Origin of the sequence: Phytoactinopolyspora mesophila, from assembly GCF_010122465.1 — a bacterium.
Taxonomy (GTDB): domain Bacteria; phylum Actinomycetota; class Actinomycetes; order Jiangellales; family Jiangellaceae; genus Phytoactinopolyspora; species Phytoactinopolyspora mesophila.
In genome coordinates, this window is sequence record NZ_WLZY01000012.1 from 141,197 (window position 1) to 156,835 (window position 15,639).

General features: G+C 66.8%; 16 protein-coding genes. 7 read left to right on the forward strand and 9 right to left on the reverse strand.

The window, feature by feature from the left end:
* Nucleotides 1–20: 20 nt before the first annotated feature.
* From F7O44_RS26090 to F7O44_RS26110, 5 genes are all read right to left on the reverse strand, one after another.
* Nucleotides 21–1,178: a sensor histidine kinase gene (locus F7O44_RS26090; protein WP_222851712.1), complete on the reverse strand. Its 1,158-nt coding sequence runs from the start codon at nt 1,176–1,178 to the stop codon at nt 21–23.
* Between the two features lie 64 nt (nt 1,179–1,242).
* Nucleotides 1,243–1,941, reverse strand: a complete 699-nt coding sequence (locus F7O44_RS26095; protein ID WP_162453248.1) for a response regulator — start codon at nt 1,939–1,941, stop codon at nt 1,243–1,245.
* Nucleotides 1,942–2,018: 77 nt separating this feature from the next.
* Nucleotides 2,019–2,222 (reverse strand): hypothetical protein, encoded by a 204-nt coding sequence (locus F7O44_RS26100; RefSeq protein ID WP_162453249.1) that lies wholly within the window; start codon nt 2,220–2,222, stop codon nt 2,019–2,021.
* A 25-nt stretch (nt 2,223–2,247) separates the two neighbouring features.
* Nucleotides 2,248–2,916 (reverse strand): GAP family protein, encoded by a 669-nt coding sequence (locus F7O44_RS26105; protein ID WP_162453250.1) that lies wholly within the window; start codon nt 2,914–2,916, stop codon nt 2,248–2,250.
* A gap of 21 nt (nt 2,917–2,937) precedes the next feature.
* Nucleotides 2,938–5,154: an MMPL family transporter gene (locus F7O44_RS26110; protein ID WP_187361638.1), complete on the reverse strand. Its 2,217-nt coding sequence runs from the start codon at nt 5,152–5,154 to the stop codon at nt 2,938–2,940.
* A 148-nt stretch (nt 5,155–5,302) separates the two neighbouring features.
* Here F7O44_RS26110 and F7O44_RS26115 point away from each other — a divergent pair, with 148 nt between their 5' ends.
* The gene (locus F7O44_RS26115) at nt 5,303–6,649 is read left to right on the forward strand and encodes a sensor histidine kinase (protein ID WP_162453251.1); all 1,347 of its coding nucleotides are present in this window, start codon (nt 5,303–5,305) and stop codon (nt 6,647–6,649) included.
* The gene (locus tag F7O44_RS26120) at nt 6,646–7,368 is read left to right on the forward strand and encodes a response regulator (RefSeq protein ID WP_162453252.1); all 723 of its coding nucleotides are present in this window, start codon (nt 6,646–6,648) and stop codon (nt 7,366–7,368) included. Before F7O44_RS26115 ends, F7O44_RS26120 begins: the two co-directional genes overlap by 4 nt.
* 220 nt (nt 7,369–7,588) lie before the next feature.
* Here the strand turns inward: F7O44_RS26120 and F7O44_RS26125 are convergent, their stop codons facing one another.
* Genes F7O44_RS26125 through F7O44_RS26140 form a run of 4 tightly spaced genes read right to left on the reverse strand, consistent with a single transcriptional unit; the run spans nt 7,589 to nt 11,070 of the window.
* Nucleotides 7,589–8,794: an ABC transporter permease gene (locus F7O44_RS26125; RefSeq protein ID WP_162453253.1), complete on the reverse strand. Its 1,206-nt coding sequence runs from the start codon at nt 8,792–8,794 to the stop codon at nt 7,589–7,591.
* Nucleotides 8,791–9,513, reverse strand: coding sequence for an ABC transporter ATP-binding protein (locus F7O44_RS26130; RefSeq protein WP_162453254.1), 723 nt, complete (start codon nt 9,511–9,513; stop codon nt 8,791–8,793). The genes F7O44_RS26125 and F7O44_RS26130 overlap by 4 nt, the downstream gene beginning before the upstream one ends.
* Complete coding sequence (locus F7O44_RS26135) at nt 9,510–10,529, reverse strand: peptidoglycan-binding protein (RefSeq protein WP_162453255.1); 1,020 nt, start codon at nt 10,527–10,529, stop codon at nt 9,510–9,512. Before F7O44_RS26135 ends, F7O44_RS26130 begins: the two co-directional genes overlap by 4 nt.
* 31 nt (nt 10,530–10,560) lie before the next feature.
* Complete coding sequence (locus F7O44_RS26140; RefSeq protein ID WP_162453256.1) at nt 10,561–11,070, reverse strand: hypothetical protein; 510 nt, start codon at nt 11,068–11,070, stop codon at nt 10,561–10,563.
* A 140-nt stretch (nt 11,071–11,210) separates the two neighbouring features.
* Here F7O44_RS26140 and F7O44_RS26145 point away from each other — a divergent pair, with 140 nt between their 5' ends.
* From F7O44_RS26145 to F7O44_RS32125, 5 genes are all read left to right on the forward strand, one after another.
* Nucleotides 11,211–11,903 carry a response regulator transcription factor gene (locus tag F7O44_RS26145; RefSeq protein WP_162453257.1) on the forward strand — a complete coding sequence of 231 codons (693 nt, stop codon included), beginning with the start codon at nt 11,211–11,213 and terminating at the stop codon, nt 11,901–11,903.
* 40 nt (nt 11,904–11,943) lie between these two features.
* Nucleotides 11,944–13,299 carry an ATP-binding protein gene (locus F7O44_RS32120; protein ID WP_162453258.1) on the forward strand — a complete coding sequence of 452 codons (1,356 nt, stop codon included), beginning with the start codon at nt 11,944–11,946 and terminating at the stop codon, nt 13,297–13,299.
* A gap of 250 nt (nt 13,300–13,549) precedes the next feature.
* On the forward strand, nt 13,550–14,275 hold the full coding sequence (locus F7O44_RS26155) for a tyrosine-type recombinase/integrase (RefSeq protein ID WP_162453259.1): 726 nt from the start codon (nt 13,550–13,552) through the stop codon (nt 14,273–14,275).
* A gap of 107 nt (nt 14,276–14,382) precedes the next feature.
* Nucleotides 14,383–15,471 carry a tyrosine-type recombinase/integrase gene (locus F7O44_RS26160; RefSeq protein ID WP_162453260.1) on the forward strand — a complete coding sequence of 363 codons (1,089 nt, stop codon included), beginning with the start codon at nt 14,383–14,385 and terminating at the stop codon, nt 15,469–15,471.
* Nucleotides 15,472–15,479: 8 nt separating this feature from the next.
* On the forward strand, nt 15,480–15,639 hold a 160-nt coding region (locus tag F7O44_RS32125; RefSeq protein ID WP_162453261.1), incomplete at its 3' end, for a helix-turn-helix domain-containing protein.

The window sequence follows — 15,639 nt, forward strand, 5'->3', positions numbered from 1 at the left end:
GCCGATCGGCAGATATCGGTTCAAGAACCTGCCGGAAGCCGGCAGACGACCCGCCAGCTCTGGTCATGCGGGCCAGCGTCCAAGCTGCCGCCCAGAGCGCTCACCCGTGCGGCGAGACCAGCCAGCCCAGCTCCACCGCCCCGCCGAGTAACGGCCCGGCCACTTCCTGCATCGTTCACCACGATGATCTCGACCGCTCCGTCCTCAACCCGGTGCACGACGATCTCCACCCGTCCTGCGTGTGCGGCATGCCGGCGGATGTTGGTCAGCGCCTCTAGAACCACCCGGTACGCCGTATCCTGAGTCTCCCGAGACGCGGCATCGAGTGTGTCCGCCGCCAGGGACAGGCGCACTTCGGCAGTGGACGTCGCGGCGAAGCGGTCGACCAGCTCGGACAGGTCGGCCAGCCCGTGCTGCCGGGTGGAGGGCGATACACCACCTTCCTCCTCCGCGGTGCGCAGCGCGGCGACGGTCCGGTCCATGGAACCCAGAGCCCGTTGCCCGGCCTGCTCGATCCGGACGAGAAGCTCCCGGTACTCCTTCGGCGCCAGTTCCTCCAACTGAGCCGACTGCGACTCTAGGACGATGCCGGTCACCTCGTGGGCGACGAAATCGTGCAGGTCGGCCGCGACCTCGAGCCGCTGCTGCCGCCTGGCCTGCTGAACGGCGCGGACCCGACGGCTCTCCAGCGCACGCAAGTACAGGCCCACACCCGCGGCACAGACGGCCGGAAAGACGGCCAGCGCCACCAGGAACACCGATTCGCTGAGCCCGGAGCCCGGGTCGTGGAGAGTGAAGCGCAGCGGAAACAGAATCGCGGCTGCACCGGTGAGCGCGCCGATGGGCGCCACCCCGGGAGTCGGCATCCACCGGATCACCCGCACCAGGAGCACGAGCAGCGCGGCCAGTTCGAACGGTGACCAGAGCAGCGCGAGACCCGGCTCACCGAAGTAGCCGAGGTCCATCGCCAGAGAAAGGGCGGCGGCACTGCCCGCGGCGAGACCGAGCGTGACCCGGCCGACCGGCCACGCCAGGATCGCGACGGCGAGAACCAGCGCCGCCGAAATCGCCAGCGGATAGGCACTGGGCGGCGCGATGACGGCGGGGACCAGCATTAACGCAGCTGCCACCGCACTGACGCGCGAACGGCGACGACGGACGGTGGTTGGGTAGGTCATGGGGGCGAGGCTACGTCCAACTTCCGGGCTACGATCGGCGAGCACAAGTACGGATTGCGCGCATCTACCAAACGGCAGATCCGTCGCCGGCGGACCCGCTGCCCGGTGTCCGGCCGGTGGCGTAGCCGAGCTCCCACGCGCGTACGGCTATCCCCACCCGATTGGGCACCCCCAGCTTTCGCTGGATACTCGCCACATGGGTCTTGACCGTACCGGCCGAGATGAACAGCTCAGCCGCGATGTCGGAGTTCGTCAGCCCTTCGGCCACCTTGCCGGCGATCTCGACCTCCCGCTCCGTCAGGGCCGAGTCCCGTTGCCTACGCCCGGTTGCTGAGCGGCCGGTGACGTGTTGCAACAGCCGCACGGTGACGGATGGGCTGATCAGACTGTCGCCCGTCATCGCCGCTCGTACCGCCTCGACGAGCAGGGCCGGCCCCGAGCGCTTGAGGACGAACCCGGACGCCCCGAAACGCAGAGCGGGGTAGACATACTCGTCCAGGTCGAAGGTAGTGACGACGACCACCCGGACCGGATTGCGCGCCTCCGGTCCGGCCAGTAGGCGGGTCACGGCCAAGCCGTCCATCCGCGGCATCCGGACGTCCACCAGGGCCACGTCCGGGTTGAGCGTGCGAGCCAATTCCACGGCGTCGACTCCGTTGTCCGCCTCCCCGACCACCTGCATGTCGGTCTGGCTCTCCACGATGCGCCGCATACCCCGTCGGACCATCTCCTGGTCGTCAGCGATCAGCACGCGAATGGTCACGGCCGCCGATTCTGCCGCATGTTGTGCCCTGACGCGGCTTCGGGCCGCGAGGCTGAGCTGCCCGCCGTCGTCCGTCACTACGCGTCCGGCGCCTTCTCGGACTTGCGGCTGAGCAGGCTCGCACCGACCAGGACCGCACCGACCACGATGGCAGCCAGGCTGAGCCCGGTGGGTGCGCCGTCGTCGGCGACGCGTGCGAGGAGGCCGAAGTCGTCCTTGACCAGGCCACCGATCCCGTTGATCAGCAAAATGATGCCACCGATCTCGAATACGATGCGCATTTTCGAGGTTCCTTTCCGTATCTGTTTAGAACAATTTCTGCAGGGCATTCACCAGCAGCAGCGCGCCGATGATGCCGACAATCCATACGACGGTCTCGTCCGATTTCGCTTGCAGCCGCTCCCGCCAGCGCCGCATCCGTGGCTCGATCCGCTCCCGCGCCAACCGGTATCCGGCGTACAGGAGCAGCGGCGGCGCCACCATGATCAGGTTGTATCCGGCGACGAGCGGCATCCACTGCGCCATGGTCAGTTCGGCAGCCGTCATGATGCCGATCGCTGCCATGTACGGCAGGACCATGCCGACCTCCAGCGCGACGGCACCGAGTCCGAGGCTGATCATGACCGGCGTCCGCAGCTCCTTCGGTTCCTGCCGCGCGCCGCGCCGGAACGCCCGGAAACGCGCTGGCAAGAAGCTGTAGCCGAGCAACGCCGCCCCGACGCCCGCCTGCCCCCACAACACCCCCCGGTTGTCCGCGAATGAGTCGACGTTGGCCAGCACGGCGTCCAGCCCCACCATCAGGGCAACACCGACGGCGAAGTACAGCAGCGCGACCGTGGCCAGGAAGACCAGCAGCGGTCTGGCGATCCGCTTCCGGCCGCTCAGCAGCACGAAGAGACCGATTCCGATCACGGCCGGGCTCATCGTGTCGAGCAGCGCGAGGCCGAAGACAGGCAGTACGACTTCAGGCGACATGGTCTTTACTGCCCTCGGCCGTCATCTAGCAACAGCAGTCTCGTCGGGCTGAGCAGGCTGGTCAGTCCAGTCGAGCTGGTCGCGCAGCTTCTCACCTTCGACATCGACGTTCGGAACGAGCCGGTCCAGCCAGCGCGGCATCCACCAGGCCCGCTCACCCAGCAGCGCCAGAACGGCGGGGACGATCGTCATCCGGACGACGAACGCGTCGATGAAGACCGCAAAGGCCAGAGCGAAACTGATCTGTTTGATGAAGCCTTCATCGAAGATGAACGCACCGAAGACGCTGATCATGATGATCGCCGCCGCCGTGACCACCCTGGCGCTGTGCTGGAACCCGGAGATCACGGCCGGGGTGGCGGCCATGCCGTGTACGTGTTCCTCCCGCATCCGGGTGACGAGGAACACCTGATAGTCCATGGCCAGCCCGAACACCACGCCTATCAGGACGACGGGCAGCAGGCTGAAGATCGGCCCGGTCTGTTCGACCCCCAGCACATCGGCGAGCCATCCCCACTGGAACACCGCGACCGTCGCCCCGAACGTGGCCCCCATCGTCACCAGGAAGCCGAGTGCCGCCTTCAGCGGCACCAGGATGGAGCGGAAGACGAGGATCATGAGTACGAACGACAGCCCGACGACCACGCTGAGATAGGGGGTCAGCGCCTCGCTCATTTTCTGGCTGAAGTCGATGGTGACCGCCGTCGGGCCGGTGACGGTGATCACGGCCCCGGTCTCGGCTTCGATCTGTGGTGCTACGTCGCGGATATCATCAACGAGACCCTTAGTCTCCTCGGCGCCCGGTCCGGTCTCCGCGACGACCGAGATGACTCCGGTAGCGCCGGCCTCGTCGACGGCGGTTGGTTCAGCGATCACGACGTTGTCCAGCTCACTGATCACCTCCACGACGTGCGGCAGTGTCGCGTCAACCGGTCCGGCCCCGGCGCCGTCGACGACGACCGCCAACGGGCCGTTCACCCCCGGGCCGAACCCGTCGGCCAACAGGTCGTACGCCTGACGCCGGGTGTCGTCCTCGGCGTAAGTGCCGTCGTCGGGTATACCGAGCTGCGTGCTCATCGCCGGGACGGCCAACGTGCCGACCGCGAGGAATGCGACCAGCAACACCCGAAGTGGGTTCCTGGTCACCATCTGAGCCCAGGACAGGCCGACCGTCTTGCCGTTGTCATTGCTGGCTCGTTCCCGGCGGCGTGCGATGCGGCCGCCGAGGATCCGCCGTCCGGCAAAGCTGAACATCGCTGGCAGTAGTGTCAGCGCGGCGATCACCGCGATCGCCACCGCCATCGCCGCCGCGAGACCCATCTGCGTCAACACTGGAATCCCGACGACGGTCAGGCCCGCTAGGGCGATCACGACGGTCAGTCCGGCGAACACCACCGCATTTCCGGCGGTGCCCACGGCCCGGCCGGCGGCTTCTTCGAGCCCTCGGTCGGCGGTGAGTTCGTGCCGGTACCGGAACGCGATGAACAGTGAGTAGTCGATTGCTAGCGCTAGTCCTAGCATCAGCGCCAGCACCGAGGCATCGCCCGAGAGTTCGAAGAATCGGGTGGCGATGGTGATCAGAGACAGGGTGACTCCGACCCCGACCACGGCGTTCAGCAACGGCAGTCCCGCCGCGACGAACGACCCGAAGGTGATGACCAGCACCAGGGCGGCGATGGCGATGCCGATGAGCTCACCGATTTCTCCGTCGTCCATTTCGGGTGCCGCCACGGCGCCGCCGATCTCGACGGTCAAGCCCGCGTCGCGACCGTTCTCGGCCACCTCGAGCAGCGCTTCCTGCTCCTCCGAGTTGAGCACCGAGGCCTCGAACGTCACCTCGGCATACGCCACGTCACCGGAAGGGGAGATCGCCCCGGACTGGAAAGGGTCGGTTACGTGAGCCAGCCCGGGGACCTGGCCGATCTCCCGAACAACCGATTGGACGACCTGCTCGTGGCTGGGATCGGTCAGCGTCTCACCGTCTGGCGCTGCGAACACCACCCGGCCCGTCGCGCCGTCCGCGGCCATCCCGGGGAAGCGTTCGTTGAGCAGGTCCATCGTCTCGCTCGACTCCATACCTGGGATGTCGAAAGATTCAACGGGTTCATCGTTGGTCGACGCCGCACCGATCACCGCCAGGACGAGAAGCATCACCCAACCGAGTGCGATCGTCCATCTGCGCCGGAACGCGAACCGGCCCAGCCGGTAAAGGAAGGTTGCCACAAGGACTCCAGTCATTCTTCTCACGTCGAGATACAGGTTCTGAACCCCAATGTCGTGGTTCCGGGTGGTGTACGGCGTCGGCCGGACGAGTGATCCTGCGACCGGCCGAGGCGGTTCGTGTACATCCTTCGAATGACGTCGCAGACCGCCGCGGTCTGGTGAAATGGACTCCGTGGTTGACGACGCGGCGCAGACCCGTGCAACCGACGTTTCGGGCCCACGGCCCGGAACCTCGGGTGCACGGTGGTGGCAACGCACGGCGGAGCTGGTCGGGTTGGGGCTCTCCGGTCTGTCCGTCGGGCGGGGCACGGTCAAGGGTGCGCTGACCCTGTTCGGTATCGGTGTCGCAGCGTGGACCGTGGGCCTGACCAACATCTGGGCGGGCCCGGGCTGGGGCTGGACGGAATCGGCCCCGGACGCATGGCACCTGGTGACACTCGCGGCGGTGACGTCAGCCGTGCTTCTCCAGCGCGCACACCTGGCCATCGCGTTCGGCCTCGGGGCCGCGGCGATCGTCGCCGACGCAGCCCTGGGCGGCAGCGTCGGCGTGATGATCGTGTTCTGGGAGCTGCTATTCCGGGTCGGGTTGTCCGACAGGGTCCGGGTTCGACGGGCAGCGAGCGGAGTGGTCGCCGCCGTCGTAGCGGGAGGCACCGTCGCGGCGCTGATCCTCGAACCGGACCTGCAGCTGAGTATGGTGATTGGACTTCAGCTGGCATTGTTTGCCGTACCGCTGTGGTGGGCGGCCAATGTCCGGCAGAAGACCGAGCTGGCCGATCTGGAGGCCCGCCGGGCTGCCGACCTGGAGCGCATCGGAGAGTTGCGCCGGACTGAAGCGGTGCAGGCCGAACGCAGCGCCATCGCCCGCGATCTGCACGACGCGATCGCCTCGCGGCTGTCCACCATTGCCATCCAGTCCGCCGCCGGGCTCGCCACGCCGGAGCGAGACCAGAGCGCGATCATGCGCACCGTTCGAGCCCAGGCCCTGGAAGCGTTGCAGGAAATGCGCTCCATGATCGTCGTGCTCCGATCCGAGCTCGACCGGTCCGCGGCGAGCACATCCGCGGTCGTGATGGGCGGTCTGGAGCACCTCGATGAGCTGGTCACCGCCGCTCGAGCGGCAGGCCTGCGGGTTCATCTCGATGTGCCCAGCCAGTGGAGGGACACGTCGGTGCTGCCGGTGGCTATCGGGCAAGCCTGCTTCCGGATCGTGCAAGAGGCCCTCGCCAATGCGATCAAACACGCGCCGGAGTCTGAGGTGCGGATCACGGTCTCCGGCGACGGCGCCGAGGTGCGGGTCGTCGTCGAGAACTCGTTCGCCACCTCGGCCGCGGTCGACCACCCCTCGCTGTCGGCAGGCACCGGGCTGGTCACCATGCGGGAACGGGCCGAGGCGTTGGGCGGGCGATTTCGCGCCGGTGGGGACGAGACGACGTCCGTCTGGCGCGTCGAGGCGAATCTGCCGGTATCGGTAGCAGGCAGTAGCGAAAGGGCAGGCACCACACCATGACCGATCCAGACCCGGCAGCCATTGTTGCCCCAAGTGCCGACGACCCCGGGCCCACGCCGATCAGAGTCCTGCTGGCCGATGACCACGAGCCGATCAGGACCGCGCTGCGTTTCGTTCTCGACGCGGCGGCCGACGTCGTCGTCGTGGGTGAGGCCGCGGACGGCGACAGCGCCGTGACCAACGCGCGGGCACTACGGCCGGACGTCGTGCTGATGGATGTACAGATGCCGCGCGCCGGCGGGATCGACGCCACCCGGGAGATCGTGCGCGAAGAACTGGCAGACGTGCTCGTGCTCACCACGTTCGATCTCGACGAGTACGTCTTCGGCGCGCTGCGTGCCGGTGCGGCCGGGTTCCTGCTGAAGACCGCCGAGCCAGGCGACATCCTCTCCGCGGTCCGCAGGGTCGCGGCCGGGGATGGCGTCGTGGCACCCGAAGTGACCCGCCAAGTGCTCGCGACCTTCGTGTCGCTGCCCGACTCAGGCGACGACGCACCTGACCCGGCCGCGCCGGCGCTCGATCGCCTCGCCGAACTGACGCCGCGCGAACGAGACGTGCTCATCGCGCTGGGCGGCGGACAATCGAACCAGCAGATAGCCGACGGCCTGGTCATCACCGAAGCCACTGCCAAGACGCACGTGTCACGCATTCTGGGCAAGCTGGGCTGCACCAGCCGGGTCCAAGCCGCCATCCTGGCCCGCGAGGCCGGTCTCGTGTAGTCGTTAGGACGACGTGGCCAGTACCGCCGATGACCCCGACGAACCCTTGCCGAACACTGTCGACACCTACCGCGAGCCCCTTTCTCCGCCTCTACATCCTCGGCACAGTCGAGGCTTAGAGGTCGCGTCGCAAGGCATATTGAGTGTGTCGATTCATCGTCTGGTCGCGGATCATGACGGTTGAGCGACGAATTCACCCGTGGAGCTCCGACGACACCGGTTATCTGGGCCGGACGGCTTCCGCGGGCTGGAGCCGGGCAGCGCGGGCCGCGGGGTAGAAGCCGGCAAGGGCACCGACCAGCACGGCGAGGACGGTTGCCGCGACTAACCCTTCAGGTGGAAGCGCGAATGACCATCCGCGGCTGGCGGCGTAGCCGACGGTGATTCCGACGCCGATGGCCGTACCGATGAGTCCGCCGACACCGGCCAGGGCGATCGCCTCGAGGAGGAACTGGATCAGGATGTGGCGACGGGTGGCACCGAGCGACCGGCGCAGGCCGATCTCCTTACGCCGCTCCAGCACCGAGATGACCATGACGTTCGCGATCCCAATTCCGCCGACGAGGAGAGCGACCCCACCGAGCCCCAGCAGGAGTGCGGTGAAGGTGGTGTCGACGGCGGCCCGGGCGGCGAGCGCATCGGACGGACGACTGACGCGGACCGCCTCCGGGGTCTGTGGATTGGCGGTTCGTGGCAGGAGCTGACGGACGTCGTCGAGCCGGTCGGGTTGGGTGCGAACGTACACGCTGGTCGGCGTGATGTCGGCTGGGTCGGCGTGTAGCACCTGAGCTGCGGCTGGAAAGCCGACAAGCGCGGTGCTATCGATCTCCGGCGCCAGGACGACGGGTTCGAGGATGCCCACAACCACGAACCAGGTGTCTCCGAGCCACACGAGTGGTTGATCGTCGATGCTGTTGATGCCGAGTCGCTCAGCGGCTATCGCCCCCAGAACGACCGTAGGGTACTCGTGAGGTGCGGCGTCGAAGAAACGGCCGGCCGCGAGTCCGGTTTGGAGCGTATCGAGCAGCGACGGTTCGGTAGCCGCCACCCGGATGCCGCCGGTCTGTGCGGCCGGCACCCGCTCGGTGCGTCGCACGGTAGCGTCGAACGATGCGGTGGCGGCCGCTTGTCCGACGTCATCTACGCGGCGGATAGCGCCGGGCGCGCTGTCCGGGAGTGCGGTTCGGACGCCGGTAAACGACTGGCCCGGTTGGACGGTGAGCATGTTGGTGCCGAGCTCATCCAGCGTCGCGACGAGGTCTGCCCGGCTCGAGGTCGATACGCCCAGCACAGCGACCATCGCCGCGATCCCAACGGCAACACCACTGGCGGTGAGCACGGTGCGTAGACGTCGAGTCCGCAGGCTGGTGAATGCAACGGCCAAGGCATCTCGGATACGGAGCCTGCTGGTTGTGGCCGCGGTCATCTCGGCCCTCCTGAAGACGTGTCGGACTCGATATGCCCATCGCGGATGGTCACGACGCGTGGGAGTTCGTCGGCGAGGGTCGAATCGTGGGTGACGACGCCGATCGTCGCACCATCTCGGTGGAGCTCACGGAGGAGATCCACCGTCTGCATGCCGGTTCCCGAGTCCAGATTTCCGGTCGGCTCGTCAGCCAAAATAACCGCTGGTTCGCCCACGAGTGCGCGGGCGATTGCCACCCGCTGTTGCTCGCCGCCGGACAGTTGGCCGGGGCGATGGTGAATCCTGCCGCCCAGGCCTACGCGCTCGAGAGCGGCGATGGCACGTGCCCGGCGTTTCTTGGTCGAGAGGCCCTGATAAACCAGCGCGGTAGCCACGTTGGCCATGGCGGTGAGTCCTTCGATCAGGACGAACTGCTGGAAGACGAATCCGATACGGCGGCCGCGCAGGGACGACAGCCGGGTATCGCTGAGCCGAGACACGTCATGACCGTCGATTCGGACCACACCAGATGTCGGGCGGTCAAGTGCGCCGGCCAGGTTGAGCAACGTGGACTTTCCCGACCCAGATTGGCCCATGACGGCGAACAGCTCACCGGAGTCCACCCGCAAACTCACCCCGTCGAGGGCGCGGACCGGCGGAACCCCCTTGTACTCCTTCACCACGTCCACGAACTCAAGAACTGCCGACTGCTCGGCACGTGTGTGGGCCCCGCGCCTCATGACGGCACCACAACTTCGTCCCCCTCGGCTATGCCGCCAGTGATCTCGACCAGCCCGTCGGCGAACTGGCCAGGCTCCACCGTCACCAGCTCGGTCCCGCCGGCCCGGGCTCTCTCCACCGCGTAGCCGCCGCCGGGCCGTGCCACCAATGCCCCGACGGGAACGGTCAACGCGTCCGCGGCGAGGACGCGTTCGACCACCACGGTCACCGGGGAGGCGTCGAGTTCATCAAGCTCGCTGGCGAGTTCCACCTCGACCTTGACGATCGGTTCCTGTTCGGAGGCTGGATCACCGGAGATGGTCCGCCCGACCGACGCCACGGTGGCCTCGGTACGAGTGCGGTCCGGCAGCACCACCACCACCGCCAGGCCTTCGTGCACGGTGTCACGTAGGGCGGCATCGAGGTCGATGGCCACGAGCTGATCAGTGCCAGTTACGTCTGCTAACACCTGGCCGGGCGCGACCGTCGCGCCCAGGGGCGACTCCACCTTCTCGACCCGAACCGCGGCCGGAGCGAACAGCACGTCACCGAACTCCACCACCCCGGTCCGAGGCAGATTCAGCTCGTGCTGCCAGGCGTACACGGCCATACGGGTCCGCCAGTCGAACAGATCGTCGGGCAAATCGTCGCGTTTGGCATAACCGAGCGCCGCGAGATTATCGTTCAGCTGCTTGATGTCAGGGCCCTTGGGGACACCCGCCGACAGCCGCCGCCACGCCGGTGTCTGGCCATACAGCAGCCGGGTGGCCTTGCCGTCGATCTCCGCGACGACGTCGCCCCGACGGATCACCGCGCCCTCCCTTGGCAACTTCGTCACCATGCCTTCCCGGCTGGCCGAGAGTGGGATCGGTTCGCCGTACCCGAGCCACCCGGCCAGTTGGTCGTCGGTGGCGAGGTCCTGCCGGGTCACCGGCGCGGTGACGACGTTTTCCGTCGGCGGGGTCTCCTGTGGCCTGGGCGTTGCCGCGGCGGTGCATCCTGAGACGAGCACCCCGGCGGTACACAGCGCTGCCACCAACCGCCACCCTCGACGAGGTATACGGGGTTCAGGGCATCGGTTCATTGAGCTCGGCCTCACAGAATTCTCGTGCTGCTTCGAAAGAGTCCCAGTCGCCGTCGGATGGGCCGGCGGGACCGCTGATGACACCGTCCTCGTCGAGCTGCGGGTCCGGAAAATCGATGCCCTCGCCACGCATACAAGCGGCGAACTCGAGCATGACCTCCAGCTCTGCCTCTATCTGTGCCCGCTCCCCCGGATCGTCGAGTGTCCCGCCGTCGGGCAGTGCCTCTTGCCGCACTCGCTCGCACTCCGCCTCGGCCGCGTGATATTCGGGTGATTCCAGGTCGATGCCTTCGTAATGTGTCTCCCACTCGCCGTCGACGAAGACGGGGTCGGGCCAGTCGAAGCCGTGGTCGCGCATACATTGCGCGTGTGCGAGCATCGCCGCCTCCTGCCCGCCGCCGTCGTCGTCCTCCTCGGTTGCGTCCGGAGAGCATGCTGAACCCAGCAAGACGAGCCCGGCCAGCAGGCCGACAATCCGGTATCTGAGTCGCATGAATGGTCCTCCCTCGTCGGGTCTTATTTCGTGTCCGGTGAAGACGGCTCTCAATGTCCCCCCAGAGCACTGAGATAGATCTGTGAGCTGCTGTGAGTGCTCACAGGCCCGATCTGGACCGTTGGGGGCACACTGGTTGAATGCGAGTACTCGTGGTGGAGGACGAGGCACCACTCGCGGCCGCCATCGACCGTGGGCTGCGGGCTGAAGGGTTCGAGGTCGAGGTGGTCGGTGACGGACTCGAGGGTTACTGGCGCGGGCGAGAGCGGCCCTATGGCGCGATCGTGCTGGATATCTTGCTGCCGGGCATGAACGGCTACGTTGTGTGCCGGAAGTTGCGCGCCGACGGCGTGAGCACACCGATCCTTATGCTCACCGCCAAGGACGGTGAATACGACGAGGCCGACGCCCTAGATCTCGGCGCCGACGACTACTTGCGCAAGCCCTGTTCCTACGTCGTACTCGTCGCGCGGCTGCGCGCCCTGCAACGGCGCGGAGGGACAGTCCGGCCGGCCATACTCGTCGCCGGCGACCTCTACTTCGATCCGGCATCGCGGCGCTGCCGCCGCGACAACACGCCGATCAGCCTGTCCGCTCGCGAAGCATCGCTACTGGAGTACTTGCTGGTGCGCGATGGCGATCCGGTCGACAAGTACGAGCTGCTGGACGGGGTATGGGGCGCCGACCAGGATCATGACCCCAACGTCGTCGAGGTCTACATCGGATACTTGCGGCGCAAGATCGACCGGCCGTTCGGCCGGAACTCGATCCAGACCGTCCGAGGAGTCGGATATCGCGTCGTGGACGAGGTGTCCGATGCCGACCCGGCCTAGCGGCACCGTTTTGCTTGACCGCCTCCGAGTGTTGCGCTCGGTGAGGGCAAAGACAACCTTGATCGCCATGGGTGTTGTGGCCGTGGTGCTAGTGGTGGCGGTCGCTTTGCTGGCTGCCACCGTCCAGCGGTCGCTCACCGACCAGCTGCAGGCGCGCGGCCAGGCCCAGGTTGACCACATCGTGGGCCAGCTCGAGGAGGGGATGCCGCCGCGACAGGCGCTGGACGACGCGATCCGCGCCGACGAAGCCGCTGGAGAACGTGGAGAGGTGCCGACCTATGTTGCGATCTTGGACCAAGAAGGGCACCCCATCTTCGGCAGCGGCTTCTTCACCATGCCCGGCGTCGGGGAAGATGGCGGCGGCGTAGCAGTCACGGGCGGGTTGGGTGACTCCACGATCGAAGTCCTGGCCGAAGGCACGAACCTCACCGTCGCGCAGCGCTCGATCGAGATCGATGGCGAACTCCTCTATGTGGTGGCCGCCAGCCCACTAGCCGAGGTCGTCCGCAGTGTCGAGGCGATCATCCGGGTGTCGACGCTCGGCGCACCATTGATGGTGCTGCTGGTCGGAGTGGTGACCTGGACGGCGACCGGCCGAACGCTGCATCCGATCGAGCGCATCCGCACCGAGGTCGAGGAACTCTCGTCGCAGACCCTCGACCGACGAGTCCCGGTCCCCAGCAGCGGCGACGAGGTGGCACGGCTCGCCGAGACCATGAACGGGATGCTGGCCAGACTCGACGCAGCGTCCGTCCGCCAGCAGGAGTTCATCTCCGACGCCTCGCACGAGCTTCGAAGCCCAGTCGCTTCAATCCGCTTCGAGCTGGAGGTGGCACTCGCCCACCCAGCCGCCAAGGATTGGCAGGACAGCGCTGCGACCGTTCTCAGGGAGACCGGCCGCATCGAGCGCATCGTCGACGACCTACTCCTCCTTGCCCGCCTCGACGAAGGCGCGGCACCAGCAGCTACGTCAGTCGATATCAGCAGTCTCGCGCGCGACGCCACCGCACACATCCACGCTGTCGGCATCGAGGTTCACATCGCTGACGGGCTGCTCGTGACCGGCCAAGACTCCGAACTCGCCAGCGTGCTCCGCAACCTGGTCGACAACGCCGCACGGCACGCGACCTCACTACTCGCCGTCACCGCCACCGCTCACGACGGAACCGTGGTCATCACCGTCGACGACGACGGACCCGGTATCCCGCTCATTGATCGTGAACGGGTGTTCCAGCGGTTCACCAGGCTCGAGCAGTCGCGCAGCCGAAAAAGTGGCGGCGTAGGCCTAGGGCTGTCGGTCGTCGACCGCGTCGTCCGACGTCACAACGGATCCGTGGTGGCATCCGGCAGCCCATTAGGCGGCGCCAGATTCGAGGTCACCCTACCTGCTGCGTAGTCTCAGTAGCGCCCGGCAGTCGCAACCAGGTGGATTTGATACGAGGAAGGCGGCTCGGGGGTGGCTGGAGCGGGAGCGCGCTGCGCTCGCATCTGGGGTAGATCCGAGAGCTGGCCGTTCCCGTGTGCGTGATCTCCTACCGGCCTGGCTGGAGGTTCGTTGGGCGACTGTAGCGGCTAAGACGTACCGCGCTGATGCTGCTCTCCCCCGGCTAATACCCACGGGGCTCCTGGCACTGCCTGTTAGCCGTGTGACGGCGCGGGAGGTCGGGCGAGCGTACGTCGTGTTGTTGGACAACGGCTACGCCCACGTGTCCGTTCAGCGATTCCGGGCATCGCTGTCGGCGTTCTTCTCGTGGTGTGTGACCGAAAGGATGATCATGCAGAATCCGGTCCTTGGCACGACGGTGCCGAAGTCCTCCGCTGCCGCACACGGGATGCATCCGTTCAATGAAGACGAGTTGGAGGCGGTCTATGTGGATGCGGTGAGCGTTGACCCGTGGCTGGCTGACGTCATGCTCGTCCTCGGTTGGACGGGGGTCCGTTGGTCGGAGCTGAAAGCGCTCCAGCCGACCGATTTCGTGGAAGAGCCGCACCCGGCCTTGCTGGTACGCCGTGCTCAGCCTGACGGCGTCGACGTGAAGGCCACCAAGTCGCGTCGTGCAAGGCGAGTGCCGGTGGCGGACCGCGTGTTGCCAATCGTCCGTGAGCGGGCCAGCAACGGGATGCCGTGGCTCTTCACCACCGAGGGCGGGCACCAGCTCGACGGCTCGAATTTTCGCCGCTCGTTGTGGTTGAAGGTCAACCGGGGACGCCGTATCCATGATCTTCGGCACACTGCGGCCTGCCTCTGGCAAATGAGCGGAATTGCATCTGATGCATCATTCGGCAGTTTGTGTGAATGTGGCCGACCTGGCGTGCGAGGCCAGAGGGTCATCGGTGGGGATGGCTTGATGGTGTGGCGACACGCGTCGTGAGCTGGGTGTTCATACACGCTGTTGCTTTGGATGTAACTATGTGTCATTCATTTCTGTTGCATTGAGTGTCGATTTGTTGCATTCGGTGCCGCCTGGGAGGGTTGTGGATGACGGTGATGCGCACGGCGGGGTCGGCTGCGTTGGTGCTGGTGGACGGTGCGACGCCGCTGCGGGTCGAGCCGGCGTTGTTCGATTCGATGCTGGCGGGGTGGCGGCTGCAGCAGTCCAGCCGTCGGCTGAGCGGGCCGCTGATCGATGGCCGGGAACGGCTCGTGCGCCGGTTCGCCGAGTTCACTGGTGCGTGGCCGTGGCAGTGGACGCCTGTGCAGGCGGAGACGTGGATCGCCTCGGGTGGGTGGGCGCACTCGACGGTGCGGTCGTATCAGGGCGCGCTGGGCATGTTCCTGGGATATGTGTGTGATCCGCGGTATGGCTGGATCGCCGAGTGCGAGCAGCAGGTCGGGGCCCGTCCGGTGCAGGTGTGTCACGAGGACAACACCGTGTCGCACGTGGCCGATCACGAGGGCCGTGCGGAGCGTCGCCCGCTGACCCGTGCTGAGCTGCAGGCGTTCTTCGATGCCGCCGACGACCGGGTGGAGCAGGCGGCAGGTGCGCGGCGCAAGGGGTGGCTGGCGACGTTTCGGGACGCGACGTTGTTCAAGGTCGTCTACGGGTGGGGACTGCGTCGCAGGGAGACGGCGATGCTGGACGTGGCCGATTTCACGGTCAACCCGGCGGCGCCGGAGCTGGGCCGGTTCGGTGTGGTGCATGTGCGCTACGGCAAGGCGATGAAGGGCAGCCCGCCGCGGCGGCGCGCGGTGGCCACGCTGATGCCGTGGGCGGGCGAGGCGTTGGAGCAGTACCTGGAACAGGTCCGGCCTCGGTACGGGTGTGAGCGGCATCCGGCGGTGTGGCTGACCGAGCGTGACGGGAGGATCTCCACACGGCAGATCGATGACCGCTTCGCCCAGTTCCGACGTCTGGCCGACCTTCCGGATGATCTTTCCGTTCATTCGCTGCGTCATTCGTACGTCTCACACCTGATCGAGGACGGGGTCGACCCGCTGTTCGTGCAACAGCAGGTGGGACATTCGTGGGCGTCGACGACCGCGACATACACCACGGTCGGCACCGACGCGCGTAACCGGATGCTCAAGCAGGCGCTGGCTCGTGTCTATGAGACAGATCGGGGATGATGCCCAGCATGGCGAACAAGACCGGGTATGTGTGGCATCTACGCAGGGAGATGGCCGATCGTGGCATGTTCCAAACGACTGACCTGATCGCCCCGCTGGCCGAACGGGGTGCGAAGTTGTCCAGGGAGCAGGTCTACCGGCTGGTGACGGGCACCCCGGAGAGACTCA

Bases quoted from the DNA above. Each gene is read 5' to 3' on its own strand.
- F7O44_RS26105 (WP_162453250.1), bottom strand. From the start codon at position 2,916: ATGTCGCCTGAAGTCGTACTGCCTGTCTTCGGCCTCGCGCTGCTCGAC.
- F7O44_RS26140 (WP_162453256.1), bottom strand. From the start codon at position 11,070: ATGCGACTCAGATACCGGATTGTCGGCCTGCTGGCCGGGCTCGTCTTG.
- F7O44_RS26130 (WP_162453254.1), bottom strand. From the start codon at position 9,513: ATGAGGCGCGGGGCCCACACACGTGCCGAGCAGTCGGCAGTTCTTGAG.
- F7O44_RS26110 (WP_187361638.1), bottom strand. From the start codon at position 5,154: ATGACTGGAGTCCTTGTGGCAACCTTCCTTTACCGGCTGGGCCGGTTC.
- F7O44_RS26115 (WP_162453251.1), top strand. From the start codon at position 5,303: ATGGACTCCGTGGTTGACGACGCGGCGCAGACCCGTGCAACCGACGTT.
- F7O44_RS26145 (WP_162453257.1), top strand. From the start codon at position 11,211: ATGCGAGTACTCGTGGTGGAGGACGAGGCACCACTCGCGGCCGCCATC.
- F7O44_RS26090 (WP_222851712.1), bottom strand. From the start codon at position 1,178: ATGACCTACCCAACCACCGTCCGTCGTCGCCGTTCGCGCGTCAGTGCG.
- F7O44_RS26100 (WP_162453249.1), bottom strand. From the start codon at position 2,222: ATGCGCATCGTATTCGAGATCGGTGGCATCATTTTGCTGATCAACGGG.
- F7O44_RS26125 (WP_162453253.1), bottom strand. From the start codon at position 8,794: ATGACCGCGGCCACAACCAGCAGGCTCCGTATCCGAGATGCCTTGGCC.
- F7O44_RS26120 (WP_162453252.1), top strand. From the start codon at position 6,646: ATGACCGATCCAGACCCGGCAGCCATTGTTGCCCCAAGTGCCGACGAC.
- F7O44_RS26160 (WP_162453260.1), top strand. From the start codon at position 14,383: ATGACGGTGATGCGCACGGCGGGGTCGGCTGCGTTGGTGCTGGTGGAC.